Source organism: Rhizobium sp. LjRoot254 (genome assembly GCF_964254105.1).
Taxonomy (GTDB): domain Bacteria; phylum Pseudomonadota; class Alphaproteobacteria; order Rhizobiales; family Rhizobiaceae; genus Rhizobium_E.
Window position 1 is genome coordinate 3,299,300 of sequence record NZ_CAXUSM020000001.1, and the last position, 21,675, is coordinate 3,320,974.

A 21,675-nucleotide genomic window follows, 5' to 3' on the forward strand; every position below is an offset into this window, starting at 1 on the left:
GAAACTCCCCATCGCAGATAATTCGGACCTTTCTGTCACAAAATCCGTTCATATTGCAATCGCGAATATCGACGGGCACTGCAATATTCCCGCCACTTCGGATGATTGTTGAAAAGCGATCTGCGCGATTTACCCCACCGGCCCTACGCACTAAGGTCCCGATATGACCACGATCCTTTATGAACATCCTGTTTTTCTCGAGCATCACGTGCCGCCGGGCCATCCCGAGCGGCCGGACCGGCTGCGGGCGTTGAACGCGGCGCTGGAGCACGAGAATTTCAAATCGCTCAAGCGGCTCGAGGCACCTGTTGCCAATGAGGATGCGGTGACGCTCGCGCATCCCGAGTCCTTCCTCATCGAGGTGATCCGCGCCATGCCCGAGGAAGGCGTACGCCAGATCGAGTCGGATACCCATGCGAGCCCCGAAAGCCTGAAGGCGGCGCTGACGGGCATCGGCGGGGCCATGGCCGGCGTCGATGACGTGTTCACGGGCAAGGCCGACAACGTGTTCGTCGCCAGCCGTCCGCCTGGCCACCATGCCGAGCACGACAAGGTGATGGGCTTCTGCCTGTTCAACAATGTGGCGATCGCGGCGCGTCACGCGCAGAAAGCACACGGCGCCGAGCGGGTGGCGATCGTGGATTTCGACGTCCATCACGGCAACGGCACGCAAGACATTTTCTGGGCCGATCCAAGCGTGCTCTATTGCTCGACGCACCAGATGCCGCTCTATCCCGGTACCGGCTCCAGACACGAGACCGGCGCCGGCAACATCGTCAACGCACCGCTCAGCCCGAATGACGACAGCGCGTCGTTCCGCGACGCGGTGCGAAGCCGCATCCTGCCGGCGCTCAACAATTTCCGGCCGGATCTGGTGATCATATCGGCGGGCTTCGACGCGCATTACCGGGATCCGCTGGCGCAGATCAACCTCGTCGGCGAGGACTTCGACTGGATAACAGGACAGCTGATGGACATCGCGGGCAAATATGCCGGCAACCGGGTCGTCAGCGTGCTGGAGGGCGGCTATGATCTCGAAGGGCTCGCCGAATCGGCGGGCCTGCATATCTGCCGGCTGATGAAGGGGTGACGATGAATACGAGTGCTGAAAAGATCGATGTGAGCGCGCTTTCCTTCGAGCAGGCCGTCAAGGAACTGGAAAGCATCGTCGCACGGCTCGAAGGCGGCGACGTGGCACTCGACCAGTCGATCGAGATCTACGAACGCGGCGAGGCACTGAAGAAGCATTGCGAAACGCTGCTCAATGCCGCCGAAGCCCGGATCGAGAAGATCCGCGTCGATCGCGGCGGAAAAGCCGTCGGCACGGAGCCTCTCGATCGCGAGTGAAGCGACCAACCCTCGGCGACCGGGTTTGCCGGTTTGAACGGAGTTCGACCATGAACCGCATCGCGTCCCTGAGCCTTATCCTCGCTCTCTACACCACCACCGCCGTGGCGAATGACACGACGGCGGAGCTCAAGACTGGCGGGCTGGTCTATACGCGCAGCGACGCCGTCTCGATGGAGGAGGAAAAGCTCTACATCTCGCCGCAAGAGGTGCGGGTCGATTACGTGTTCCGCAACACATCGGACGCAGCCGTCGAGACCTATGTCGCTTTCCCGATGCCCGATATTCAGGGTGGGCCGGATCAGAACATCGACGCCGGCGATGTCGAGAGCGACAACTTCCTCGGCTTCTCCGTCACCCAGGATGGAGCGGACGTAAAGCCCTCCCTGCAGCAGCGCGTCTATGTGGGCAACCTCGATATGACCGATGCGGTGGTGGCCGCCGGGGTGCCGATGAACCCGCAGAGCCAGGCCGCGCGTGAGGCACTCAAAAAACTTCCGCCGGAAACGATCGAGGACTGGCTGACCCGGGGGCTTGTCATCCCCGATATCTATGACGACGGCTCGGGCATGAAGACGGAATATGCGCCGATATGGACGCTGAAGTCCGCCTATTACTGGAAGACCAGCTTTCCCACGGGCGAGGATGTCAATGTCTCCCACCGCTATCGTCCGAGCGTTGGTGGAACCGTCGCGACGACCTTTCTCGACGAGAACAACGAACCGAAGGGCGAGCGTTTCGAGGAATACAAGAAGAAGTTCTGCGTTGACGATGCCTTCGTGAAGCTCGCGAAGAAATCCAACGCGGATATGAATGCCAGCGAACCCCACCTCGTCGAGAACTGGATCTCCTACGTTTTGTCCACGGGTTCGAACTGGGCGGGGCCGATCAAGAAGTTCACGCTCACCGTCGACAAGGGCGAGGCTGACAATTTTGTCAGCTTCTGCGGCCAGGGTGTGAAGAAGACCGGCCCGACGACGTTCGAGTTGACCGCCACGGATTTCTACCCCGAGAAGGATCTCGATATCCTGCTTCTGGTGCCGACACAGGCGCCTTGAATCCGGAAATCAGCCCGGCAGCACTACCGCGCGCTGGGCCTGATCCTGACCCAGAACCTCGAATACCGTCGATACGATGCCCTTGCGGTCGAGGCCCGCCAGCGCATTCATCGTTTCGGGCTTGGCCTGTTCGACGAACATATCGGGCATCACCAGCGGCCGCACCTTCAGCCGGCCGTCGAGCAAGCCTTCATGGGCGAGGAAATGCAGGACGTGGCTGCCGAAGCCGCCAATCGAGCCTTCCTCGACCGTGATCAGCACTTCATGGTGCCGGGCGAGTTGGCGGATCAGGTCATGGTCGAGGGGCTTGGCGAAACGGGCATCGGCGACCGTGGTCGGAAGGCCGGCCGCGTCGAGATCCTCGGCAGCGAGCAGCGCGTCGGCCAGCCGCGTACCGAAGGAAAGGATCGCCACCTTGGAGCCCTGCTTGACAATACGGCCCTTGCCGATCTCGAGGATCGAACCGCGTGCAGGCAGTTCCACGCCGACGCCTTCGCCGCGCGGGTAGCGGAAGGAAATCGGGCCTTCGTCGTAAGCCGCAGCCGTGCGCACCATATGCTTGAGCTCAGCCTCATCAGCAGCCGCCATGACAACGAAACCGGGCAGTGTCGCGAGATAGGTCGTGTCGAAAGCCCCGGCATGTGTCGGGCCATCGGCGCCGACATAGCCCGCGCGATCGATGGGGAAGCGCACCGGCAGCTTCTGGATCGCCACGTCGTGCACGACCTGATCATAGGCGCGCTGCAGGAAGGTGGAATAGATCGCTGCGAACGGTTTGAAGCCTTCGGCCGCAAGAGCGGCCGCGAAGGTCACGCCATGCTGCTCGGCAATGCCGACGTCGAAACAGCGCTCCGGGAAGACGCTCGCCAGCTTGCCGAGGCCGGTGCCGTCGGGCATGGCGGCCGTGATGCCGATGATCTTCTCGTCGTGGCGCGCTTCCTCAAGCAGCGCCTCGGCGAAGACGGAGGTATAGGCTGGCGCATTGGGCTTGGCCTTGGCCTGGGTGCCGGTGATGACGTCGAACTTGTTGACGCCGTGATACTTGTCCGCGGCCGCCTCGGCGGGCGCATAGCCCTTGCCCTTCTGGGTCACGACGTGGATCAGCACGGGGCCGGTGCTGTTATCACGAACATTGCGCAGAACAGGCAGCAGGTGGTCGAAGGAATGTCCGTCGATCGGGCCGATATGATAGAAGCCGAGCTCTTCGAACAGCGTGCCGCCAGTCACATAACCGCGGGCATGCTCGACCGCGCGGGTGACGGCGCGATCGACTTTCTTGCCGAGATAGGCGGTCAGCTTCTTGCCGATCTCGCGGAAGCCGAGATAGGTCCTTCCCGTGGCGAGCCGCGCGAGATAGGCGCTCATGGCGCCCGTCGGCGGGGCGATCGACATGTCGTTGTCATTGAGGATGACGATCAGGCGCGCATCGAGCGAACCGGCATTGTTGAGCGCCTCATACGCCATGCCGCCGGAAAGCGCACCATCGCCGATCACCGAGATCACGTTGCGCTTCGTGCCATCGAGATTCGTCGCGACCGCCATGCCGAGGCCGGCCGAGATCGAGGTCGAGGAATGCGCCGCGCCAAAAGGATCGTATTCGCTTTCGGCCCGGCGGGTGAAGCCGGAGAGGCCGCCTTCCTGGCGTAGCGTGCGGATGCGGTCGCGCCGGCCGGTCAGGATCTTGTGGGGATAACACTGATGGCCGACATCGAAGATCAGCCTGTCATGCGGCGTATTGAACACCTTGTGGATGGCGATGGTCAGTTCCACCACGCCGAGGCCAGCGCCCAGATGCCCACCCGTCCGGGAGACGGCGTCGATCATCTCCGCGCGCAGTTCGGCGGCAAGCTGGGGCATGTCCTTGTCATCGAGCTTGCGAAGGTCGGCGGGAAATTCAACCTGATCGAGGATGGGAGTATTCAGCGCTTGTGTCACTTTGGGTCCTGCTCGCCGGGCGGCATATTCGTGCGGCGTTCTATCGTCTCGAAGGCTTTTTTCAACCGCATCAAGGCGCAATTTAGGGCGTCCGGCAGAAATAGTATACATTTTCACCGGCAAAGCGACGCCGCAAATAGTCGCGGCGCCGGATTTCGATCGAATCCGCAAGGGGCGGCGATTGTTCCTACACTACGACAGCCCGGATTGCGCGTATAGCGGCAAGCGCCGTTCGCGTCCGGCGGGGATGGGTGAATTCCGGCCAAGTCGAGAGTTTGACCGCGACGAAATCGTGCCGGGGATTGATATAGATCAGCTGCCCGAAGACGCCCCGGCAGATGGCAACCGGTTCGCCCGGCTCTTCGAGCCAGAACTGGTTGTGATAGGCGCCCTTGGGCAGCGCGATGCGGTAATCGTCACCGAACTTCGCGTGATCGCCGTTGGGCAGATCGATGATGAACGACCGCGGCACGATCTGCCGTCCATGCGCCGCACCGACATTGCAGATCAACTGCGCGAAACGGGCGTAGTCGCGCAGCGTTGCATTGAAGCCGCCGTCGGCCAAGCCATAGCCCGAGGGATCGACGGTGAAATAGGCATCCTCCTCGGCCCCCATTGGCGCCCAGAGTTCGCGGCTGACCAGTTCCGGCAGCATCAGGCCGGAGACCCTTTGCAGGATGAAGCCGATCACGTCGGTCTCGATCGAGCGATAACGGAAGGATTCTCCGTGTGCGGCCTCGGATTCCGTGAGTTCCGTAATCAGCTTCCACATCGTGTCCGGCCAACCCGGCTTCGGCTCCTTCCAGCCGCAGGCGGCATCGACCTTGGCGATGTGGGAATCGGGCGATGTATAAGTTTCGTCGAACAGCACGCCGCTCTGCATATCCATGACCTGCTGGACGGTGGCGCCGCGATAGGCGGTGTTGGCCAGTTCCGGCAGGTAATGGGTCACGGGTGCGGCGAAATCCAGTTCGCCCCGCCCATGCAGGATGCCCGCAACCGTGCCGACGATCGATTTCGCCACCGATTGCGACAGATGCGTCGTGCGCGGCTGCATGCCGTTCATGTAGGTCTCGGTGACGATCGCGCCCTTGTGCAGCACGATGAAGCCATCGGTGAAGCTGGTATCGAGAAATTCGGCGATCGTCTGCCGCGTGCCGTCGCATTCGAATTCGAGACCAGCGAGATTTTGGGGCGCGCTGGACAGCGGCAAGACCGGGCCGGGGCCGCGCCAGACCTCCGCCGTCGGCACGATCTGGCGGACGTTCTGGAACGTCCAGCGATTATGCGGCGCGCCATCCCATTCGGCGCGCGGAATGCGCGGACCACCTGGATTGCGGGGATCGCGGTACTGGCTGGGATCGGTCATCTGTCACTCTCGATCAATTGGGGGGCAATCAATTGGCAGGCAGGGGAATGAACTCTTCCTCGTCGCCCGGCACGATATCGAACTTGCCGGTGCGCCATTCTTCCTTGGCCTGTTCGATGCGCTCCTTCGAGGAGGAAACGAAATTCCACCAGATATAGCGCTTGCTGGCCATCGTCTCGCCGCCGAACAGCATGAGATGACAGAGCTCGTTGCCCCCGACCAGATCAAAAGTCTCGCCCGGCTTGAAGACCAGAAGCTGGTCAGCCTCGTAGGTGACGCCTCCGACAATCAGCGAGCCGGACAGGATATAGGCCGCCCGCTCATCGGCGCCGGCGGGGAACGTACAGCGCTTCTGCGGCGCGATGTGGAGATCGACATAGAGCGTGTCCGTGGGAACCTTGACCGGTGACTTGAGGCCCATGAAGCCGCCGATCACCACCTTGCCGTAGTAACCGTCATCCGAGAAATCCGGCAGGTTCTCGGCCTCGGCATGCAGGAAGGCGGGATCCATCTCCTCGTGACTGTCCGGCAGCGCCAGCCATGTCTGCAGTCCGGAAAGCGAGAGATCCTTGCCACGATGGTTCTCGGGCGTGCGCTCGGAATGGACGATGCCGCGCCCGGCCGTCATCAGGTTCACGTCACCCGGCTTGATGACCATGCCGGTGCCGAGGCTGTCACGGTGGGTCATCTCGCCGTCAAAAAGATAGGTCACTGTCGAAAGCCCGATATGCGGATGCGGCCGCACATCGACCGCCTTGCCCGCGCGCAGGATCGCCGGCCCCATGCGGTCGAAAAAGATGAACGGCCCGACCAGCCGCCGCTTCGACGACGGCAGCGCCCGCCGCACCTCGAAATCGCCGAGATCGGTGGTGCGCGGTATGATCAGTTGCTCGATGAGATCGACTGCGGCCGCGTCGCCGGGTTCCGGGTCTTCGCCGGGAAAGAAGGACATGGGCGGGCTCCTCAGTCTCGGGGCACGGCTTGCCCTTGTTGCGCCGCCCAGACCGTTTCGAACTGCGTCACGATGGCAGCAAACAAGTTTGGCGGCAGAAAGCCATAGTCATAACGGCCATTCGAACGAGGCACCAGCCGCAAATCGAAACCCGGCCACACAAACCGGTTGCCCTCGTCGAGCATGACCCAGGATCGCTCGCCGTCAAGACCGAGATGGCGCTTCACCGCTTGCGGCAGTACGACCGCGAGTGATTTGTCCTTCGGTTCGGAATGGGTTACGGGCACGACGGTAACCCTTGTGCCTTCCGCGCCCCGATCGACTGCAAGAACGATGACGCAGGGTCGGTCCTTGCGGCCTTCCGCCAGGCCCGCGCGATGCTCATGACGCCAAAGATAGGCGTAGGAAATCACCAGACCGAGCTGCGGATCGGGCAGCGGCATTCCTATTCGTCATCCAGGAGCGCATTCAGATGATCGTGCTCGGCGGACATCCGCCCCGCTGCGATTGCCTTGACCTCATCGGACGACAGGTCCGCAGTGGCAAAGGATTGACGGACTATATTCTTGTAGCGCTGCAGCTCTTCGAACTCCACGGACGAGACGAAATAGCCCGTCGCGCGGCCGTGGCTCGTGACAGCCACGGGTTCGCGCTGGACAATCTCGCGGTAGAGGCCGAAATTGCGGGTGAATTCCGTGGTAGGGACTTCGCGCATGACAGCTCCAATCTTCTCTTGCCAAATTACGCTTTTTACGTCTTTTACGCTTTTCACGCTTTCTGATCAAGCTCCGGAGTTCTGAATGCCCAATCTCATCCGCCTCGACCAGCTTCTTGTCGCCCGCAGTGAATTCGACAGCCGGTCTCGGGCGCGTGATGCGATCGATCGCGGCACGGTGAAGGTCGCGGGCGCCGTTGCCATCAAGGCCGGGCAGATGGTCGACGAAGATGCCGAGATCGTGGTGGACGATCCGGCCCAGGCTTATGTCTCCCGCGCGGCGCTGAAGCTGATCGCGGCGCTCGATCATTTCGGTCTCTCGCCGGACGGGCTGAACTGTCTCGATGTCGGTGCCTCAACGGGCGGCTTCACGCAGGTGCTGCTCGAACGTGGAGCAAAGCATGTCGCCGCGCTCGATGTCGGCCATGCGCAGCTCGATCATCGTCTCCGGGACGATCCGCGCATCACCAATCTCGAAGGACTCAACGCTAGGGAACTGACTCAAGGTGATCTGCCTTTCCCGGCGCAAGCGATCGTCGCTGACGTATCGTTCATCTCGCTCAAGCTGGCGCTCAAGCCAGCGCTCGAACTGGCCGAGCCGGGTACCTGGGTCGTAACCCTCGTCAAGCCGCAATTCGAGGCGGGCCGCGATGGCGTCGGCAAGGGCGGCATGCTCAAGGACCCATCGCAAGCGCCTAAAATCGCCGAGGATATCGAAACCTGGCTGAATTCGCTTGGCGGATGGCAGAGCCTGGGTGTAATCCCCTCGCCCATCACAGGCGGAGACGGGAACCACGAGTTTCTGCTGGCCGGAAGGAAATCATGAGCACCGAGACAGTCACCATCCATGCGGTCGGCGCCGAGGGCGACGGCATTGCACGCGGCCCAGAGGGCGCGATCTTCGTGCCGTTCACGCTGCCCGGCGAAGAGGTCGCCATCGCGCGAGTCAAGAACCACGGCATGCCGATGTCTTGGTCGAAGACCTCGCCCGAACGCGCCACACCGCCCTGCCGCCATTTCGGCCCCGAGGGCAAGGGTGGTGCCTGCGGCGGCTGTTCACTGCAGCATTGGGCGGATCAGCCGTACCAGGATTACAAGCGCGGTCTGGTGGTGGATGCGCTGAAGACCAAGGGCATCGAGACCGATGTCGCGCCGCTCTTTCCCTGTCTCCCCGGCGAGCGTCGTCGCGTGACGATGACCGCGCGGCTGACCGATAAAGGCGTCGTGTTGGGTTTTGCCCAGGCAGGCACGCACCAGATCGTGCAGGTCGAGGAATGTCCCATCTCCATGCCCGTGATCGTCGCCCGCCTGGAAGGCGTGCGGAAGATCATCGGTGCGCTCGGTTCGGGCTCCGAGCCGTTCCGCGTGGCGATCGGCGCGACGCTCTCCGGCCTCGACGTCAACATTCTCGACATGAAGAAGGTCGATGCGAAAAAGCGTCAAGCGGCGCTCGATATCATATTGAAGGAGAAGGGCTTCGCCCGTGTCTCGATCGATGGCGAAATCCTCGTCGAGCCGCAGAAGCCGATGCTGGATTTCGCGGGCGTCAGCGTCGTCCTGCCGCCCGGCAGTTTCACCCAGGCCACCGTGCGGGCCGAGGACGCCATGGCCGAACTCGTGGCGGGCCATCTCGCCAAATCCAAGCGCGTCGCCGATCTCTTCGCCGGCACCGGTACGTTCGCGCTCAGGTTGGCGCGCAAAAGCGCGGTCCATGCGGTGGAATTCGACGCACCGGCACTGGCCGCCCTCGATCATGCGGCGCGCAATGCGCAAGGCCTGAAGCCCGTCAGCATCGAGCGCCGCGACCTCTTCCGCCGGCCGTTGCTGCCGCTCGATCTCAAATATATCGACGGCGTATCGTTCGATCCGCCGCGCGCGGGCGCCGAGGCGCAGTGTCATGAGCTGGCGCGGTCGAAGGTGGCGAAGATCGCAGCCGTTTCCTGCAGTCCCGTGACGCTGGCGCGTGATCTCCGCATTCTGATCGACGGCGGCTACAAGCTGAAATCGGTGACCCCGATCGATCAGTTTCTGTGGTCCAGCCATGTCGAAGCGGTGGCGCTGCTGGAACGGTAGTTACTGATCGAACAGATCCGAATGCGAGCCTGTTCTTGCCAGATGCAATTCGTCTCCAGATATCTTGTAGATCAGCAGCCAATCGGGTTCGATGTGCAGGTCACGATAGCCGCCCCAGTTGCCTCTCAGGGGATGATCCTTCAAGCGATCCGGCAATGTCGCATTGCTTAGCAACAGCAGAAGCACCTGTTTGAGCTTACCCATATCCTTTCCACGCTTTTCGGCGCGCTTCACATCCCGCCGAAATTGCGTGGAATGGATCGGGTGTCAGCACGTCAGATCCCTAGATCCTTGAACAAGGCATCGGCCGAGTCGAACCTCTTGCCCTTGCCGTCCTCAAGCTCCTGCATTGCCGCACGTGTGGTCGCATTCGGCGACTTGATCGCGAATGGAAACGTTTCGTCGGCGGCAATCCTAACAAGGAGCAACCGGATGGCGTCGGAGACTGACAGGCCCATACGGGCGAGTGCCTCGGTCGCCTTGTCCTTGGTCTCGGAATCGATGCGAGCGCGCACCACGGAATCGGAAGTCATAGGCTCGTTTCCTGTTTAGCCACAATGTAGCTACAGTCTGTCGTTTTTTCAAGACGAACAATCCACTTCCCACGCCGCACGAAAGCACGGTGGCGAGTTCAGCGTCAGGTCAAGCGGTCCGGGCGTGCGATGCTCGCGGCTTTTGATGGTTTATCAACGCTTCTTCTCGAAAAACGCCTTGTAAAGCGCCGCGGCCTCATCGGAGCGCAGGCGTTCCATGAAAAGCACCATTTCCTCGTCCATGCAGGAGAGGATTTCAGCCCGGTCGCCCTTCACGAGTTTTCGCGAGAGCATCAGCGACTGGCGTGGCCGGTTGATCAGATGGGAGGCGGCCTTCAGCGTTGCTGCTTCGAGTTCGTCCTCGTCCACGACGCTCCAGACGATGCCGGCCTCGCGCGCCTGTTCCGCCGAGAAGCCGATGCCGCCGACCAGCATGGCGAAGGCGCGCTGGTGGCCCATGATGCGGGGGCCAAGCAGGCTGGACGCCGCCTCGGGCACCACGGCGAGATCGGTGAACGGCGTGCGGAACACCGTGCGCGGCGTCGTGAATGTCATGTCGCAATGGAAATTCATCGTCGTGCCGATGCCGATGGCGATGCCATCGACGCCTGACAGCAGCGGCTTCTCGAAATTGGCGAGCGCATGCAGGAAGGCGAGCACGTGCGCCGATTCCGGCGGGTTTTTCGCGATCTCCATGAAATCGGCGAGGTCGTTGCCGCTCGAAAATATGCCCGGCACGCCGAAAATGACCGCAGCCTTCACGGCCTCATCTGCATTGGCGGCATCGAGCGCATCGGCCATGGCGCGATACATGGCGCGGGTGATGGCATTCTTCTTGTCCGGCCGGTGCATGCGGATGACCAGAATGCCGGGATGCGACGCGGGCCGTTCGAGCTTGATGTCTTCGGTCATATGTCCTCTCAGGCCAGGGCAAGGCGGGCGGCGGCGAGGCTTTCGGCGCCATTCATCACGCGGTCCTTGAGGGCCGCGGTCTCGGAAATCAGGTTCTCGGCGGCAAATCGCGCGAGCGCAATGCGGGCCGCATCCTTGCCGTCGCCGCCATCGGCCAGCCCGCCCTTGGCGAGATAGGCGCCGGTCAGCACCAACCCGAACAGACGCTGGTAGGGTGTGGCGCCGGATAACGCCTCGGTCATGTTGCCTTCGCCAACCGCAGACAGCATCCAGTCGGTCGCCTCTTCGAGATCGGCGATCGAGGTCGCGAGCTTGTCCGCCGTATTGCCGAAACCCTCGCGGTTCGAGGCGCGGACATCAGCGGCGATATCCTTGAGTTCACCCATGAAGGCGCGGACATGGTTGCCGCCGGCCTGCGGCAGCTTGCGGCCGATCAGGTCGATGGCCTGGATGCCGTTGGTGCCCTCGTAGATCGGCGCGATGCGGGCATCGCGATAGAGCCGCGCCGCACCCGTTTCCTCGATGAAGCCCATGCCGCCATGGACCTGGATACCGAGCGAGGAGACCTCGACGCCGGCATCAGTAGGGATGCTTTTTGCCAGCGGCGTCAGCAGGTTGGCGCGATCGAGCCAGAACTGCCTGAGTTCGCCTGTCGAGGCATCCGCCATGTCGACCGCGTGGGCGCAGGCGTAAGCGATGGCGCGAGCCCCTTGCGTCACCGCTTTCATGGTCGCCAGCATGCGGGCGACATCCGGGTGCTCGATGATCGGGCTCATGCCCTCGCCCTGCCAACCGGGCGCGCGGCCCTGCAGGCGATCCTTGGCATAGGCGATCGCCTTCTGGGTCGCTGCCTCGGCAATCGCCACGCCCTGCATGCCGACCATCAGGCGGGCATTATTCATCATGGTGAACATACAGGCGAGGCCCTTGTTCTCTTCGCCGACCAGCCAGCCGATCGCGCCGGGTTCATCGCCGAACTTGCCGTCGCCATAGATCATCGTGCAGGTTGGGGAGCCGTGGATGCCCATCTTGTGTTCGAGCGAATGAACATGGACGTCGTTGCGTGGCCCAAGCGATCCATCGTCATTGACGAGGAATTTCGGAACGACGAACAGCGATATGCCGCGAGATCCCGCCGGCGCATCCGGCAGGCGGGCCAGCACCAAGTGTACGATATTGTCGGTGAAATCGTGCTCGCCGTAAGTGATGAAGATCTTCTGGCCGAAGAGACGATAGGTACCGTCCGGCCGGCGCTCGGCGCGCGTCTTCATGACGCCGAGGTCGGAGCCGGCATTGGGTTCGGTGAGGTTCATCGACCCCATCCATTCGCCCGACACCATTTTCGGCAGATAGTTCGCCTTGATCGCATCGGTGGCATGTGCCTCGAGCGCCTCGACGGCGCCGATCGTCAATGTCGGGCCAATGGCGAAGCCCATGGCGCCGGAATTCCACATCTCGAAAGTCGCGACCAGCAGCATGTGCGGCAGCGCCTGTCCACCAAACGCTTCCGGTCCTGAGAGTGAGCCCCAGCCGCCCTCCGCCCAGGCCTTGTAGAGAGCCGCCCAGCCATCCGGAGTCTTGACCTTGTGATCATTAAGGGTGGCGCCCTGTTTGTCGCCTACCTCGGCGAGCGGCGCGATCTCTTCGGTGGCGAAGCGGCCTGCTTCGGATATCACGGCATCGACAATGTCTTCGGAGAGATCGCCGAGCTTGCCGGAAGAGAGCGCGTCGTTCAGTCCAGCCACATGCTTCAGGGTGAAGAGAATCTCCTCGACCGGCGCCTTGTACATGCCCTCTCCTCCCTGATTCCGCTGCCAGACTAGGGGCAAGACCGGATCAAATCCAGCGAACCCTTTGTGACAGCGCTAAATGCTTTTTACGTAAACGTCAATATTCGAGATCGCGCTCCGATCGCTGTTACACAACTGTCACAAAACCTGCCTAAGGCTTCGAATTCAATCGCTTTGCGCAGGACAATGATGGAGCTTCCCGAAACCCGTATTCCCGGCCTCGTCTGGGCGCATCTGTTCGCGCCGGAGACCGGAAGCTGCCAGCGCGTGCCGCCCGCTTCGACGATCCAGGAACTGCTCGCGCAGGATGGCTTCGTCTGGCTGCATCTCGGCCTCTCCGATGCCCGTGTGCCGGCGCTGATCGCGGGTCTGCCCGGCATCACGACTGACGCCTATCAGGCGCTGATCAGCCGCGACGCACACGCATCGCTTTCCGCCACGCGGGAGGTGATCTGCGGCACGCTGGTCGATTTCCAGCGCGATTTCGACGAGATGTCGTCCGAGATCGGCTGGCTGCATTTCGCGGTGACGGACAAGCTGATCGTCACGACAAGGCTGCATCCCCTCCGCAGCATCGACCAGGCACGCGCGACGATCGAGAAGAGCGGTCGGATCAACTCGCCGCTCAATGTGCTCGGGGCGCTGGTCACCGAGTTCCAGCGCACGGTGGTGACCCTGGTCCACGAGATCAACGAAGAGCTCAACCTGATCGAGGACTATGTCTATGAAGATGCCGAGAAGGACGAGACCCGCAAGCTGGCGCCTGCCCGGCGCACCATCGTCAAGCTGCATCGGCATCTGAGGACGGAACTCGCGCTGCTGCGCCGCGTGACTACGGCCGACGAGGACGAAATTCCCGATGGCTTCGACGATATTGCGCGGCAGCTCAGCGACCGGATCGAAACCGTCGAACGCGACGTCTCCTCATTGCAGGAACGGGCGCGGCTGCTGCATGAGGACATCGATTCCAAGGCGACGCGGCAGACCAACCGCCACCTCTACATCCTGTCGATCCTGACCGCCTTCCTGATGCCGCCGACGCTTGTGACCGGCTTCTTCGGCATGAATACCGGGAACCTGCCCTTCGCCGAAACCGACGGCGGCACGGTGTTCGCAACGATCTTCATCCTCATATCGATCGGCCTCGCCTGGTGGCTGCTCCGCCGGTTCAGGATATTGTAGCCGGTGGAAAGCCGCAGCTTCGCTAAACTTTTATCCAAACGGCTAAACGCTATGAAATCTATGCGTGTTATCGCTAGGGTGACGATAAGAGGATAGTCGCCATGTCGATGCCAAGTTCCGCCGGCAGCAGCTTTGCCAACCCCGAATTCATCGCCGGCCGTCCGGACGACGTGATACTCGTGGATGCGCCGATCAATCCCGAATGGATCGTCGAGGGCAATCCGCGGGCGCGCGCCGGCCTGCATTCGCCGAGCGTCGATGGTAACGCCTCCACCCATATCTGGGAATGCACCGCAGGCACATTCTGGTGGACCTTCCACGACGAGGAAACCGTGTTCATTCTCGAAGGCCAGGTGCGGGTGACGACGCCGAACGGGGAAACCCGCACGCTTCAGCCCGGCGACATCGCCTATTTCGCCGAGGGCACCAAGGCGCTCTGGGATATCGACGATTATGTGAAGAAGGTCGCCTTCTGCCGCAAGTCCTCGAACCCGATCAAGCAGCTTCGCGCCATGCTGGGCCGCATGCGCAGGGCCGTGGTCGGCGAGGTCGTTTCGGTTCGCGTGCTCGGCACAATCGGCGTCACATTGCCGCTCTGAGCTGCGATTCCCGCCACATTCCGACCCAATTTTAGCAACTCGTAATCAAGGCTGGTGCTTTAAGCCTTTGATAAGTATATTGCCACAGGATCGTCACAGTGTGACGGGATAGGGCGGCAATGTTCAAATCTACTGTAATAGCGTTCGCGCTTGCTGCGATTCTTGGCGCAGGCATCTCTCATGCTGCCGATAACGAACCCTGGACCAAGGCGGAAACCGCCCTGGTTATCGATGCCTATGAGCTCAACACGATCGAGTGGGATAAGCTGGTCGCCAACAAGCGGGTCGCGGGGTTCGTCTCCAAGGCCTCCGATGGCCTGCCCGAGGTCTATGATTGCTCTCGGCCACATAAGGGCGACACGGTCAACCACTGCAAGACGATGTGGCGGAAATATGCGGTGAGCCGCGAGTTGCACCAGACCCGCCGGATGCTCGCCAAGGCAAACGGCCTGCTCTGGGGTGCCTATCACCTCGCCCGGCCCGGAAATCCGGTGGACCAGGCCAACCATTTCCTCGACTATGCCGCGCCCGGTGAAGACGACCTGATGGTGCTGGATCTCGAAAGCCTCGACGACAAGCAATTCATGTCGCTCGCCGATGCCGAGATCTTCATCGGGCATATCAAGGCGCGAACCGGCCGCTATCCGGTTCTCTACACCAATCACGATACGGCCCGTTACATCGCCACCCGCCGGGACCAATATGCGCTGCTGTCGCGCCTGCCGCTCTGGTATGCCCGCTACAAGCCTGAGATCAAGGGCGTGTTCCCGATGGGTAACTGGACGAACTACATGATGTGGCAGTTCTCTTCCGCGACCAATTGCGGCAAGAAAACCTGTCCGATGCGGATCGACGGCACGGGATATGACATCGACGTCAATACCGTGCCGATGACGAAGGTGGAACTCGCCACGATCTGGAAACAGGGCGCTTTGCTCCCCGTCAGGCCGCCGGAACTGCAATATCTCGTGCGCGCCACCGGCACGCTCGGCACCAGCACGATGCCCCAGAATCACGCAATCGCCGAGGCATCGGTGCGAAAGCGTCAGCCGGTGCTTACCGCCCTGAATTATCAGGATTTTTAAGCGTCGTTTCGTTGATGCGGTCAGCCTCGCGAAACCATGCGGACCTAGCCTTTAGCAAGTTCTTAACCATGCCCAGGCTAGAGTAAAGTAATGTCCGACCAGAAGTCAGCCATGTCGAAATTGCAGTATGTCGACCAGGAAAGGCCGGCAGCTGTGAAGCAGACAGCTCATTCGGACTTTCTCCGCACGGGCCGCATCGATCGCTCACGCCCCAACTGGGCGCCGGACGAGAAGCGCTATCTCACCTATGAGGAAGTTGCCGAGCGCACCGGCAAGATCCTGACCGCAGCGGGCGAAAAGACCCATGAGCGGCTCAACACATTCCACCGCTCGATCCAGTTTCCCAAGCTGGTCTTCCACCGCACGCTCACCGGCACGCCGCATCTCGGCTACTGTCACGTGACCGCCGCGAAGTCCAAATTTGCGGAATATTCCGACGTGAACTGGGCCTTCTACATCGCCAATTTCTTCGCCGACATCGCCTCGGACGACCTGAAATTCGAACAGATCAACATGCGCGCCGAACGAATGTATTTCGCTGTCGCCATGGAGAACAATACGGGTAAGAAACTCGTCCTCGACAAGAAGGTGCGCGGCAACGGCATCCTCTTCCGCACCAACGATCCCAAGACGGCGCTGAAGAACGTGCTGCTCCTTGGCGCCAAGCAGGAAGCGCTGAGGAAGGTGATCCGGGCGATGTGATGTCGCCCTGCCTGCAGTCGCTTGGCAAAACGGCCTGTGGGCGATATAGCCGGTCGCACTTCACCAATCGAAGGCGCACATGGCCGAAATCATTGACATCGAACGGGAACACAGCCGGGCATTGGCGCGCGGCTGCGAGGTGCTCGATAGCGCCGAGCCGGTCGCGATCCCGACCGAGACAGTCTACGGCCTCGCCGCCGACGCCACCAATCCGCATGCAATCGCCCGCATCTACGAGGTGAAGGGCCGGCCGCGCTTCAATCCGCTGATCGCGCATATGGCGGACCTCGAAATGGCCGAGCGCCACGCGGTCTTCGATCCCCTGTCGCGCAGGCTGGCCGAGGCCTTCTGGCCGGGGCCGCTGACGCTGGTCCTGCCGCTCCATGCAGACAGCACCATTCATGCGCTGTGCACGGCGGGGCTCGATACGGTGGGTGTTCGTGTTCCCCAGGGTTTTGCCGGTGAATTGATCGCGGCCTTCGGCCGGCCGCTTGCCGCGCCGAGCGCCAACACATCCGGCCGGGTCAGCCCCACGGACGCCGAACATGTGCAGGGCGATCTCGGCGACAAGATTCGGCTCATCCTCGATGGCGGTCCAGCCGGTGTCGGTGTCGAAAGCACGATCATCAAGATCGAGGGCAACACAGTCAGGCTGCTCAGACCCGGCGGGCTTGCGGTCAGTGCGATTGAGGCCTGTATCGGGCGCGCTGTGATCCGGCAGGGCGCAATCGCGCAGGCGGCGATTGAAGCGCCCGGCATGCTGGCCTCGCATTATGCGCCGAAGGCCGGCGTGAAGCTCAACAGGCTGCATGTCGAACCCGGCGAAATCCTGGTCAATTTCGGCAACCAGCCGATCGCGGGGCTGGACGATGCCATCGCGATCTTCGATCTCAGCCCGCAGGCATCGCTCAGCGAGGCGGCCGCCAATCTCTTTGCGATCATGAAGATGACCGATCAACTGCCGGCGCGTGCCATTGCCTTTGCGCCCATCCCGCATCACGATCTCGGCGAAGCGATCAATGACAGGATCGCGCGCGCCGCAGCCCCGCGTCCCGAGGTGAGTTATGAAGAGTGAACTTATCGAGCGCTTCGCCGCGATTGTCGGGCCGGCGCATGCGATCACCGACCAGCAGGCGCTCGCACCACATCTGGTCGAGACGCGTGGTCTCTATCACGGCGCCTCGCCGCTGCTGCTCAAGCCCGCCAATACCGCGGAAGTCTCGGCTATCCTTGCGCTTGCCAGCGAAACCGGCACGGTGATCGTGCCGCAATCGGGCAATACCGGACACGCTGGCGGCCAGACGCCGCGCGAGGGCCGTGAAGACGTGCTGATCTCGCTCGAACGGATGAACAAGGTGCGAGAGGTCGATCTCGCGGCGAACACGATGACGGTCGATGCCGGCTGCATTCTTGACAACCTGCACAAGGTCGCCGAGGAAAACAGCCGCATGTTTCCGCTGTCGGTCGGTTCGCAGGGAAGCTGCCAGATCGGCGGCAATCTCTCGACCAATGCCGGCGGCACCCAGGTTCTGGCCTATGGCAATGCGCGGCATCTATGCCTCGGGCTGGAAGTCGTGCTGCCGACCGGCGAGATCTGGGACGGGCTGCGCAAGCTCAAGAAGGACAATACCGGCTATGATCTGCGCGACCTCTTCATCGGTGCGGAGGGCACGCTGGGAGTGATCACGGCCGCTGTGCTGAAGCTCTTCCCGCGACCGCGCGGGCATGAAGTCGCGTTTTGCGGGCTTGCAAATGCGGAGAATGCGCTGGCCTTCTTCCAGCTGGCGCAGGATGTCTGCGGTAATGCGCTCACCGGTTTCGAGCTGATGGTCCGGCTCGGCGTGGAATTCACGCTGCGCAACATCCCCGGCGTGCGCGACCCGCTCGGCTCGCCCTATCCCTGGTATGTGCTGGTCGATATCTCGACAACCGACAACGAGGACAGCGCGCGCCAGATGATGGAGGCGCTGCTCTCCGAAGCCTCCGAACGCGGCCTGGTGCTGGACGCATCGATCGCGTCGTCCTCCACGCAAGCCCGCGCTTTCTGGCATATGCGCGAGAGCATGTCGGAAGCGCAGAAGCCCGAGGGCGGGTCGATCAAGCACGACGTCTCCGTGCCGATCTCGAGGATACCGGAATTCATGGCCGAGGCCGAGAAGGCTGTGCTTGCTTTCATGCCCGGTGCGCGCGTCTGCGCCTTCGGACATCTCGGCGACGGCAATATCCATTACAACATTTCCCAGCCGGTCGGCGCCGACAAGCAGGCCTTCATCGCCCAATGGCGCGACGTCAACAAGATTGTTCATGGGCTGGTGTTGAAGTTCAACGGCTCGATTTCCGCCGAGCACGGTATCGGCCAGCTCAAGCGCGATGAGCTTGCCGCGATCCGGCCCGCGATCGAGATGGACCTGATGCGGCGGATCAAGCGGGCCTTCGATCCCGCCCACATCATGAACCCCGACAAGGTACTGAAGATCTGATGAGCGAGGTTATCCGCACCAATCTCAGGCTGACCTTTCCCGGTGGCGCGCCGCTGAGCCACGGCAAGGCGGAACTGATGGAACTGATCAGAGAAACGGGCTCCATCAGGCAGGCGGCCGTGCGGATGGACATGTCCTACCGGCGCGGCTGGTTGCTGGTCGATGAACTCAACCGCATGTTCAAGCAGAGCGTGGTCGAGACCAAACATGGCGGCAAGAGCGGCGGCGGCGCCGCACTGACCGCGTTCGGCGAGGAATTGCTCAAGCGTTTCCGCGCGATGGAACAGCACACGATGAAGGCGCTGAAGGCCGATCTCCACTGGCTGGCGGCGAATGCCAGCCCTCAGGCCGAGCCCGGTCCATCGGGCGCCGATGCCGATACGTGATAGACGCTGCCGCTATCGACGGTAACGGCCTTGAACAGCGCATAGACGGCCACGCCGGGCGCCAGACCCAATCGCTCGCATGAGAGCAGCGTGATGCGCGCCATCAGCCGCTGGCCGTAGCAATCCATTTCCACCAGCATATAGGGACCATCGCGGGCGATCGCGGTGATGGTGCCGGGAAGATGGTTGAGCGCGCTGATATTTTCGGGCTTCTGCAACGCGATCATGACATCGGTCGATGAGACGCGGACACGGACGGCGGTGCCCTCCGAGAGATCGATGGGCTGCAATGTCACCACGGTGTCGCCGATCTCGGCGATCGACAGGCCGTAATATTCCTCCTGCCCGATCATCCTGCCTTCGAGCACCGATTGCGGCGCGATCGAATCGGTCAGGGATGAAAGCTCGGGGAATATGTCCACAGGCGCGCCCTCCGCCCGCACCCTGCCCTCGTCGAGCAGCACCACGCGGTTGGCCAACCGCGCGACTTCATCGAGCGCATGGCTGACATAGATGACGGGTATTTTCACCACGTCGCGGATGCGCTCGATATAGGGCAGGATCTCCTGGCGCCGGGCGCGATCCAGCGCCGAAAGCGGCTCGTCCATCAGGATCAGCCGGGGTGCCGAAAGCAGCGCCCGTCCGATCGCCACACGCTGCTTTTCACCTCCGGACAGCGTCGCGGGCCGCTGGTCGAGCAACCGCTCTATCCCGAGAAGATCGACCACTTCGGATTCGGAAATGCTCCGCTCCGCCTTCGGCGAAAAGAATCGGCCATAAAGCAGGTTCTGCCGCGCCGTCATATGCGGAAAGAGCCGTCCTTCCTGAAAGACATAGCCAATGCGGCGGCGGTGCGGCGGCACGAAGATGCGCTTTTCCGTGTCGTTCCAGACAACGCCGTCGAAGCTAATGACGGCATCATCGGGCCGCGTCAGCCCCGCGATCATCTGCACAAGCGATGTCTTGCCGGAGCCGGATGGACCGAAGAGCGCCGTGACCCCGGCGCCGGCGGTGAACGCGGCGTCGACCTGGAAATCGCCCTGCTGGTGCCGTACGGTGACGGAAATCATGGCGAGGCTCCGAGACGGCGGGCGGCGAACCGAGAGACCGAACCTGCGAGCAGAATCGCGGCAAACGATATGGCGACGGAGAAGAAGGTAAGCCGCAGGGCCATGGGTTCGCCATCGGGATCCTGAAGTAGCGTGTGAACGGCGGAGGCGAGCGTCTGGGTTTCCCCGGGGATCGCCGAGACGAAGGTAATCGTTGCGCCGAACTCACCGAGCGAGCGGGCAAAGGACGTGACGATGCCAGCGATGATGCCCGGCAGGCTAAGCGGCAGGGTCACCGTCAGAAAGACCATGAAGCGATTGGCGCCGAGCGTGCCGGCCGCCGATTCAAGCCGCTGGTCGATCGCCTCCATCGAAAGCTGGATCGCCTGTACCAACAGGGGGAAGCCCATCACTGCGGCGGCAACGGCAGCCCCCGTCCAGCGGAAAGACAAGACGATGCCGATGCTTTCAAGGAAGCCGCCGAGCAGGCCCTTTCGCCCGAAGGTCATCAGCAGCAGGTAACCCGTGACGACGGGCGGCAGGATCAGCGGCAGGGCGACGATGGCACTCAATATCGATTTGCCGTAGAAGCGTCCCCGGGCGAGCAGATAGGCCACGACGATTCCGAACGGCAGGCTGACGGCGACGGCCAGCGCCGCCACCTCGATGCTCAACCTGATTGCCGTCCATTCTTCTTCGCTGAACCCCATGTCTCAAGCATTCACGAAGAGGCGAGAGTCGTAAAGCCCGCTTTCTTGAAGATATCCGCAGCTTCCGGACCGAGCAGGAATTTCATGAAGTCGTTCCTGGCCTCGTTGGTCGATGCCGCGATCGGCGCGACGGGATAGATGATCGGCGAGTGGCTGTCCTCGCCGAAGAAATCCACGATCTTCACTTGTCTGTCGGCCTTGGCGTCGGTCTCGTAGACGATGCCGAGCGGCGCTTCGCCGGAGGAGACCAGCTTGAGTGCCGCGCGCACATTGTCGGCACCGGCAACCTTGCCTTCGACATTGTCCCAGACGCCATAGAATTTCAGCGATTCCTGGCCGTATTTGCCGGCTGGGACGCTCTTCGGATCGCCCATGGCGAGGCGGCTGTCGCCGAGCGCCTCGGCGAGCTTGAAGCCCTTTTCGATCTTGATCGAAGCGTTGGAATCCTTCGCAGCCACCAGCACAAGGCGGTTGCCGAGCAGGTTGACGGCCTCTTCCTTCTTCACGGCGGATTTCTCTACCAGATAGCTCATCCACTTGGTGTCGGCCGAGATGAAGACGTCGGCCGGTGCTGCGGCCTCGATCTGCTTGGCGAGCTGCGCGCTCGACGCGTAGGAGATGACGACCTTGGTGCCGTTCTTTGCTTGGAAAGCCTTGGCGACGTCGTCGAGCGAACCCTTCATGCTGGCTGCGGCGAAAACGACGAGGTCGGCGGCCATCGCGGGCGCCATCGAGGCGAGGCCGAGCATCGCGGCGGCGGCGAGCGAGGAAATGAAGGTGCGGCGCAGCATGAAGATC

24 protein-coding genes are annotated in these 21,675 nt (G+C 62.1%); 12 read left to right on the plus strand and 12 right to left on the minus strand.

Features of this window, described 5'->3' with window-relative positions:
* Positions 1-163: 163 nt before the first annotated feature.
* Genes ACSQ26_RS16320 through ACSQ26_RS16330 form a run of 3 tightly spaced genes read left to right on the plus strand, consistent with a single transcriptional unit; the run spans position 164 to position 2,405 of the window.
* Positions 164-1,090 carry a histone deacetylase family protein gene (locus ACSQ26_RS16320; protein ID WP_436010585.1) on the plus strand — a complete coding sequence of 309 codons (927 nt, stop codon included), beginning with the start codon at positions 164-166 and terminating at the stop codon, positions 1,088-1,090.
* A 2-nt stretch (positions 1,091-1,092) separates the two neighbouring features.
* Positions 1,093-1,347 carry an exodeoxyribonuclease VII small subunit gene (locus tag ACSQ26_RS16325; protein WP_436010587.1) on the plus strand — a complete coding sequence of 85 codons (255 nt, stop codon included), beginning with the start codon at positions 1,093-1,095 and terminating at the stop codon, positions 1,345-1,347.
* Positions 1,348-1,397: 50 nt separating this feature from the next.
* Positions 1,398-2,405 carry a DUF4424 domain-containing protein gene (locus ACSQ26_RS16330; RefSeq protein WP_436010589.1) on the plus strand — a complete coding sequence of 336 codons (1,008 nt, stop codon included), beginning with the start codon at positions 1,398-1,400 and terminating at the stop codon, positions 2,403-2,405.
* Between the two features lie 9 nt (positions 2,406-2,414).
* Here the strand turns inward: ACSQ26_RS16330 and dxs are convergent, their stop codons facing one another.
* The 5 genes from dxs to ACSQ26_RS16355 all read right to left on the minus strand — a co-directional run bounded on the left by dxs (position 2,415) and on the right by ACSQ26_RS16355 (position 7,376).
* Positions 2,415-4,340: a 1-deoxy-D-xylulose-5-phosphate synthase gene (gene dxs, locus ACSQ26_RS16335; RefSeq protein WP_436010591.1), complete on the minus strand. Its 1,926-nt coding sequence runs from the start codon at positions 4,338-4,340 to the stop codon at positions 2,415-2,417.
* 187 nt (positions 4,341-4,527) lie between these two features.
* Positions 4,528-5,709, minus strand: coding sequence for a serine hydrolase domain-containing protein (locus tag ACSQ26_RS16340; protein WP_436010593.1), 1,182 nt, complete (start codon positions 5,707-5,709; stop codon positions 4,528-4,530).
* Between the two features lie 28 nt (positions 5,710-5,737).
* Positions 5,738-6,661, minus strand: a complete 924-nt coding sequence (locus tag ACSQ26_RS16345) for a pirin family protein (RefSeq protein ID WP_436010595.1) — start codon at positions 6,659-6,661, stop codon at positions 5,738-5,740.
* A gap of 11 nt (positions 6,662-6,672) precedes the next feature.
* The gene (locus ACSQ26_RS16350; RefSeq protein WP_436010597.1) at positions 6,673-7,104 is read right to left on the minus strand and encodes a hypothetical protein; all 432 of its coding nucleotides are present in this window, start codon (positions 7,102-7,104) and stop codon (positions 6,673-6,675) included.
* 2 nt (positions 7,105-7,106) lie between these two features.
* Positions 7,107-7,376 (minus strand): type II toxin-antitoxin system Phd/YefM family antitoxin, encoded by a 270-nt coding sequence (locus ACSQ26_RS16355; RefSeq protein ID WP_436010599.1) that lies wholly within the window; start codon positions 7,374-7,376, stop codon positions 7,107-7,109.
* Between the two features lie 85 nt (positions 7,377-7,461).
* Between ACSQ26_RS16355 and ACSQ26_RS16360 the strand changes: the two genes are divergently transcribed.
* Together ACSQ26_RS16360 and ACSQ26_RS16365 are read left to right on the plus strand one after the other, a co-directional pair.
* Entirely contained in the window at positions 7,462-8,202 is a 741-nt protein-coding gene (locus ACSQ26_RS16360) for a TlyA family RNA methyltransferase (protein ID WP_436010601.1), read from the plus strand.
* A complete protein-coding gene (locus tag ACSQ26_RS16365; RefSeq protein ID WP_436010603.1) occupies positions 8,199-9,449 on the plus strand; it encodes a class I SAM-dependent RNA methyltransferase in 1,251 nt (416 codons plus the stop codon). Before ACSQ26_RS16360 ends, ACSQ26_RS16365 begins: the two co-directional genes overlap by 4 nt.
* Here ACSQ26_RS16365 and ACSQ26_RS16370 read toward each other — a convergent pair whose 3' ends face one another.
* From ACSQ26_RS16370 to ACSQ26_RS16385, 4 genes are all read right to left on the minus strand, one after another.
* On the minus strand, positions 9,450-9,710 hold the full coding sequence (locus tag ACSQ26_RS16370) for a type II toxin-antitoxin system YafQ family toxin (RefSeq protein ID WP_436015304.1): 261 nt from the start codon (positions 9,708-9,710) through the stop codon (positions 9,450-9,452).
* 14 nt (positions 9,711-9,724) lie between these two features.
* On the minus strand, positions 9,725-9,982 hold the full coding sequence (locus ACSQ26_RS16375; protein WP_436010605.1) for a type II toxin-antitoxin system RelB/DinJ family antitoxin: 258 nt from the start codon (positions 9,980-9,982) through the stop codon (positions 9,725-9,727).
* Positions 9,983-10,135: 153 nt separating this feature from the next.
* Complete coding sequence (locus ACSQ26_RS16380; protein WP_436010607.1) at positions 10,136-10,894, minus strand: crotonase/enoyl-CoA hydratase family protein; 759 nt, start codon at positions 10,892-10,894, stop codon at positions 10,136-10,138.
* Positions 10,895-10,902: 8 nt separating this feature from the next.
* On the minus strand, positions 10,903-12,684 hold the full coding sequence (locus ACSQ26_RS16385) for an acyl-CoA dehydrogenase (protein WP_436010609.1): 1,782 nt from the start codon (positions 12,682-12,684) through the stop codon (positions 10,903-10,905).
* A gap of 189 nt (positions 12,685-12,873) precedes the next feature.
* On the opposite strand from ACSQ26_RS16385, the gene ACSQ26_RS16390 reads away from it, so the two are divergent.
* From ACSQ26_RS16390 to ACSQ26_RS16420, 7 genes are all read left to right on the plus strand, one after another.
* Complete coding sequence (locus ACSQ26_RS16390; RefSeq protein WP_436015306.1) at positions 12,874-13,866, plus strand: transporter; 993 nt, start codon at positions 12,874-12,876, stop codon at positions 13,864-13,866.
* 101 nt (positions 13,867-13,967) lie between these two features.
* A complete protein-coding gene (locus ACSQ26_RS16395; protein WP_436010611.1) occupies positions 13,968-14,465 on the plus strand; it encodes a cupin domain-containing protein in 498 nt (165 codons plus the stop codon).
* Between the two features lie 119 nt (positions 14,466-14,584).
* Positions 14,585-15,550: a glycoside hydrolase family 25 protein gene (locus ACSQ26_RS16400; protein WP_436010613.1), complete on the plus strand. Its 966-nt coding sequence runs from the start codon at positions 14,585-14,587 to the stop codon at positions 15,548-15,550.
* Between the two features lie 111 nt (positions 15,551-15,661).
* Positions 15,662-16,252, plus strand: coding sequence for a DUF6656 family protein (locus tag ACSQ26_RS16405; protein ID WP_258160939.1), 591 nt, complete (start codon positions 15,662-15,664; stop codon positions 16,250-16,252).
* Between the two features lie 79 nt (positions 16,253-16,331).
* A complete protein-coding gene (locus ACSQ26_RS16410) occupies positions 16,332-17,327 on the plus strand; it encodes an L-threonylcarbamoyladenylate synthase (RefSeq protein WP_436010616.1) in 996 nt (331 codons plus the stop codon).
* On the plus strand, positions 17,317-18,732 hold the full coding sequence (locus ACSQ26_RS16415) for an FAD-binding oxidoreductase (protein ID WP_436010618.1): 1,416 nt from the start codon (positions 17,317-17,319) through the stop codon (positions 18,730-18,732). The genes ACSQ26_RS16410 and ACSQ26_RS16415 overlap by 11 nt, the downstream gene beginning before the upstream one ends.
* A complete protein-coding gene (locus ACSQ26_RS16420; RefSeq protein ID WP_436010620.1) occupies positions 18,732-19,118 on the plus strand; it encodes a winged helix-turn-helix domain-containing protein in 387 nt (128 codons plus the stop codon). The genes ACSQ26_RS16415 and ACSQ26_RS16420 overlap by 1 nt, the downstream gene beginning before the upstream one ends.
* Here ACSQ26_RS16420 and modC read toward each other — a convergent pair.
* Genes modC through modA form a run of 3 tightly spaced genes read right to left on the minus strand, consistent with a single transcriptional unit; the run spans position 19,076 to position 21,668 of the window.
* Positions 19,076-20,188 carry a molybdenum ABC transporter ATP-binding protein gene (modC, locus tag ACSQ26_RS16425; RefSeq protein WP_436010622.1) on the minus strand — a complete coding sequence of 371 codons (1,113 nt, stop codon included), beginning with the start codon at positions 20,186-20,188 and terminating at the stop codon, positions 19,076-19,078. The genes ACSQ26_RS16420 and modC overlap by 43 nt on opposite strands.
* Complete coding sequence (modB, locus tag ACSQ26_RS16430; protein WP_436010624.1) at positions 20,185-20,877, minus strand: molybdate ABC transporter permease subunit; 693 nt, start codon at positions 20,875-20,877, stop codon at positions 20,185-20,187. The genes modC and modB overlap by 4 nt, the downstream gene beginning before the upstream one ends.
* A gap of 11 nt (positions 20,878-20,888) precedes the next feature.
* Entirely contained in the window at positions 20,889-21,668 is a 780-nt protein-coding gene (modA, locus tag ACSQ26_RS16435) for a molybdate ABC transporter substrate-binding protein (RefSeq protein WP_436010626.1), read from the minus strand.
* Positions 21,669-21,675 lie beyond the last annotated feature (7 nt).

Excerpts from the sequence above, each read along its gene's own strand:
- ACSQ26_RS16320 (WP_436010585.1), top strand. The coding sequence starts at position 164 with ATGACCACGATCCTTTATGAACATCCTGTTTTTCTCGAGCATCACGTG.
- ACSQ26_RS16325 (WP_436010587.1), top strand. The coding sequence starts at position 1,093 with ATGAATACGAGTGCTGAAAAGATCGATGTGAGCGCGCTTTCCTTCGAG.
- ACSQ26_RS16330 (WP_436010589.1), top strand. The coding sequence starts at position 1,398 with ATGAACCGCATCGCGTCCCTGAGCCTTATCCTCGCTCTCTACACCACC.
- ACSQ26_RS16340 (WP_436010593.1), bottom strand. The coding sequence starts at position 5,709 with ATGACCGATCCCAGCCAGTACCGCGATCCCCGCAATCCAGGTGGTCCG.
- ACSQ26_RS16345 (WP_436010595.1), bottom strand. The coding sequence starts at position 6,661 with ATGTCCTTCTTTCCCGGCGAAGACCCGGAACCCGGCGACGCGGCCGCA.
- ACSQ26_RS16350 (WP_436010597.1), bottom strand. The coding sequence starts at position 7,104 with ATGCCGCTGCCCGATCCGCAGCTCGGTCTGGTGATTTCCTACGCCTAT.
- ACSQ26_RS16355 (WP_436010599.1), bottom strand. The coding sequence starts at position 7,376 with ATGCGCGAAGTCCCTACCACGGAATTCACCCGCAATTTCGGCCTCTAC.
- ACSQ26_RS16360 (WP_436010601.1), top strand. The coding sequence starts at position 7,462 with ATGCCCAATCTCATCCGCCTCGACCAGCTTCTTGTCGCCCGCAGTGAA.
- ACSQ26_RS16365 (WP_436010603.1), top strand. The coding sequence starts at position 8,199 with ATGAGCACCGAGACAGTCACCATCCATGCGGTCGGCGCCGAGGGCGAC.
- ACSQ26_RS16375 (WP_436010605.1), bottom strand. The coding sequence starts at position 9,982 with ATGACTTCCGATTCCGTGGTGCGCGCTCGCATCGATTCCGAGACCAAG.
- ACSQ26_RS16380 (WP_436010607.1), bottom strand. The coding sequence starts at position 10,894 with ATGACCGAAGACATCAAGCTCGAACGGCCCGCGTCGCATCCCGGCATT.
- ACSQ26_RS16385 (WP_436010609.1), bottom strand. The coding sequence starts at position 12,684 with ATGTACAAGGCGCCGGTCGAGGAGATTCTCTTCACCCTGAAGCATGTG.
- ACSQ26_RS16390 (WP_436015306.1), top strand. The coding sequence starts at position 12,874 with ATGGAGCTTCCCGAAACCCGTATTCCCGGCCTCGTCTGGGCGCATCTG.
- ACSQ26_RS16395 (WP_436010611.1), top strand. The coding sequence starts at position 13,968 with ATGTCGATGCCAAGTTCCGCCGGCAGCAGCTTTGCCAACCCCGAATTC.
- ACSQ26_RS16400 (WP_436010613.1), top strand. The coding sequence starts at position 14,585 with ATGTTCAAATCTACTGTAATAGCGTTCGCGCTTGCTGCGATTCTTGGC.
- ACSQ26_RS16405 (WP_258160939.1), top strand. The coding sequence starts at position 15,662 with ATGTCGAAATTGCAGTATGTCGACCAGGAAAGGCCGGCAGCTGTGAAG.
- ACSQ26_RS16410 (WP_436010616.1), top strand. The coding sequence starts at position 16,332 with ATGGCCGAAATCATTGACATCGAACGGGAACACAGCCGGGCATTGGCG.
- ACSQ26_RS16415 (WP_436010618.1), top strand. The coding sequence starts at position 17,317 with ATGAAGAGTGAACTTATCGAGCGCTTCGCCGCGATTGTCGGGCCGGCG.
- ACSQ26_RS16420 (WP_436010620.1), top strand. The coding sequence starts at position 18,732 with ATGAGCGAGGTTATCCGCACCAATCTCAGGCTGACCTTTCCCGGTGGC.
- modC (WP_436010622.1), bottom strand. The coding sequence starts at position 20,188 with ATGATTTCCGTCACCGTACGGCACCAGCAGGGCGATTTCCAGGTCGAC.
- modB (WP_436010624.1), bottom strand. The coding sequence starts at position 20,877 with ATGGGGTTCAGCGAAGAAGAATGGACGGCAATCAGGTTGAGCATCGAG.
- modA (WP_436010626.1), bottom strand. The coding sequence starts at position 21,668 with ATGCTGCGCCGCACCTTCATTTCCTCGCTCGCCGCCGCCGCGATGCTC.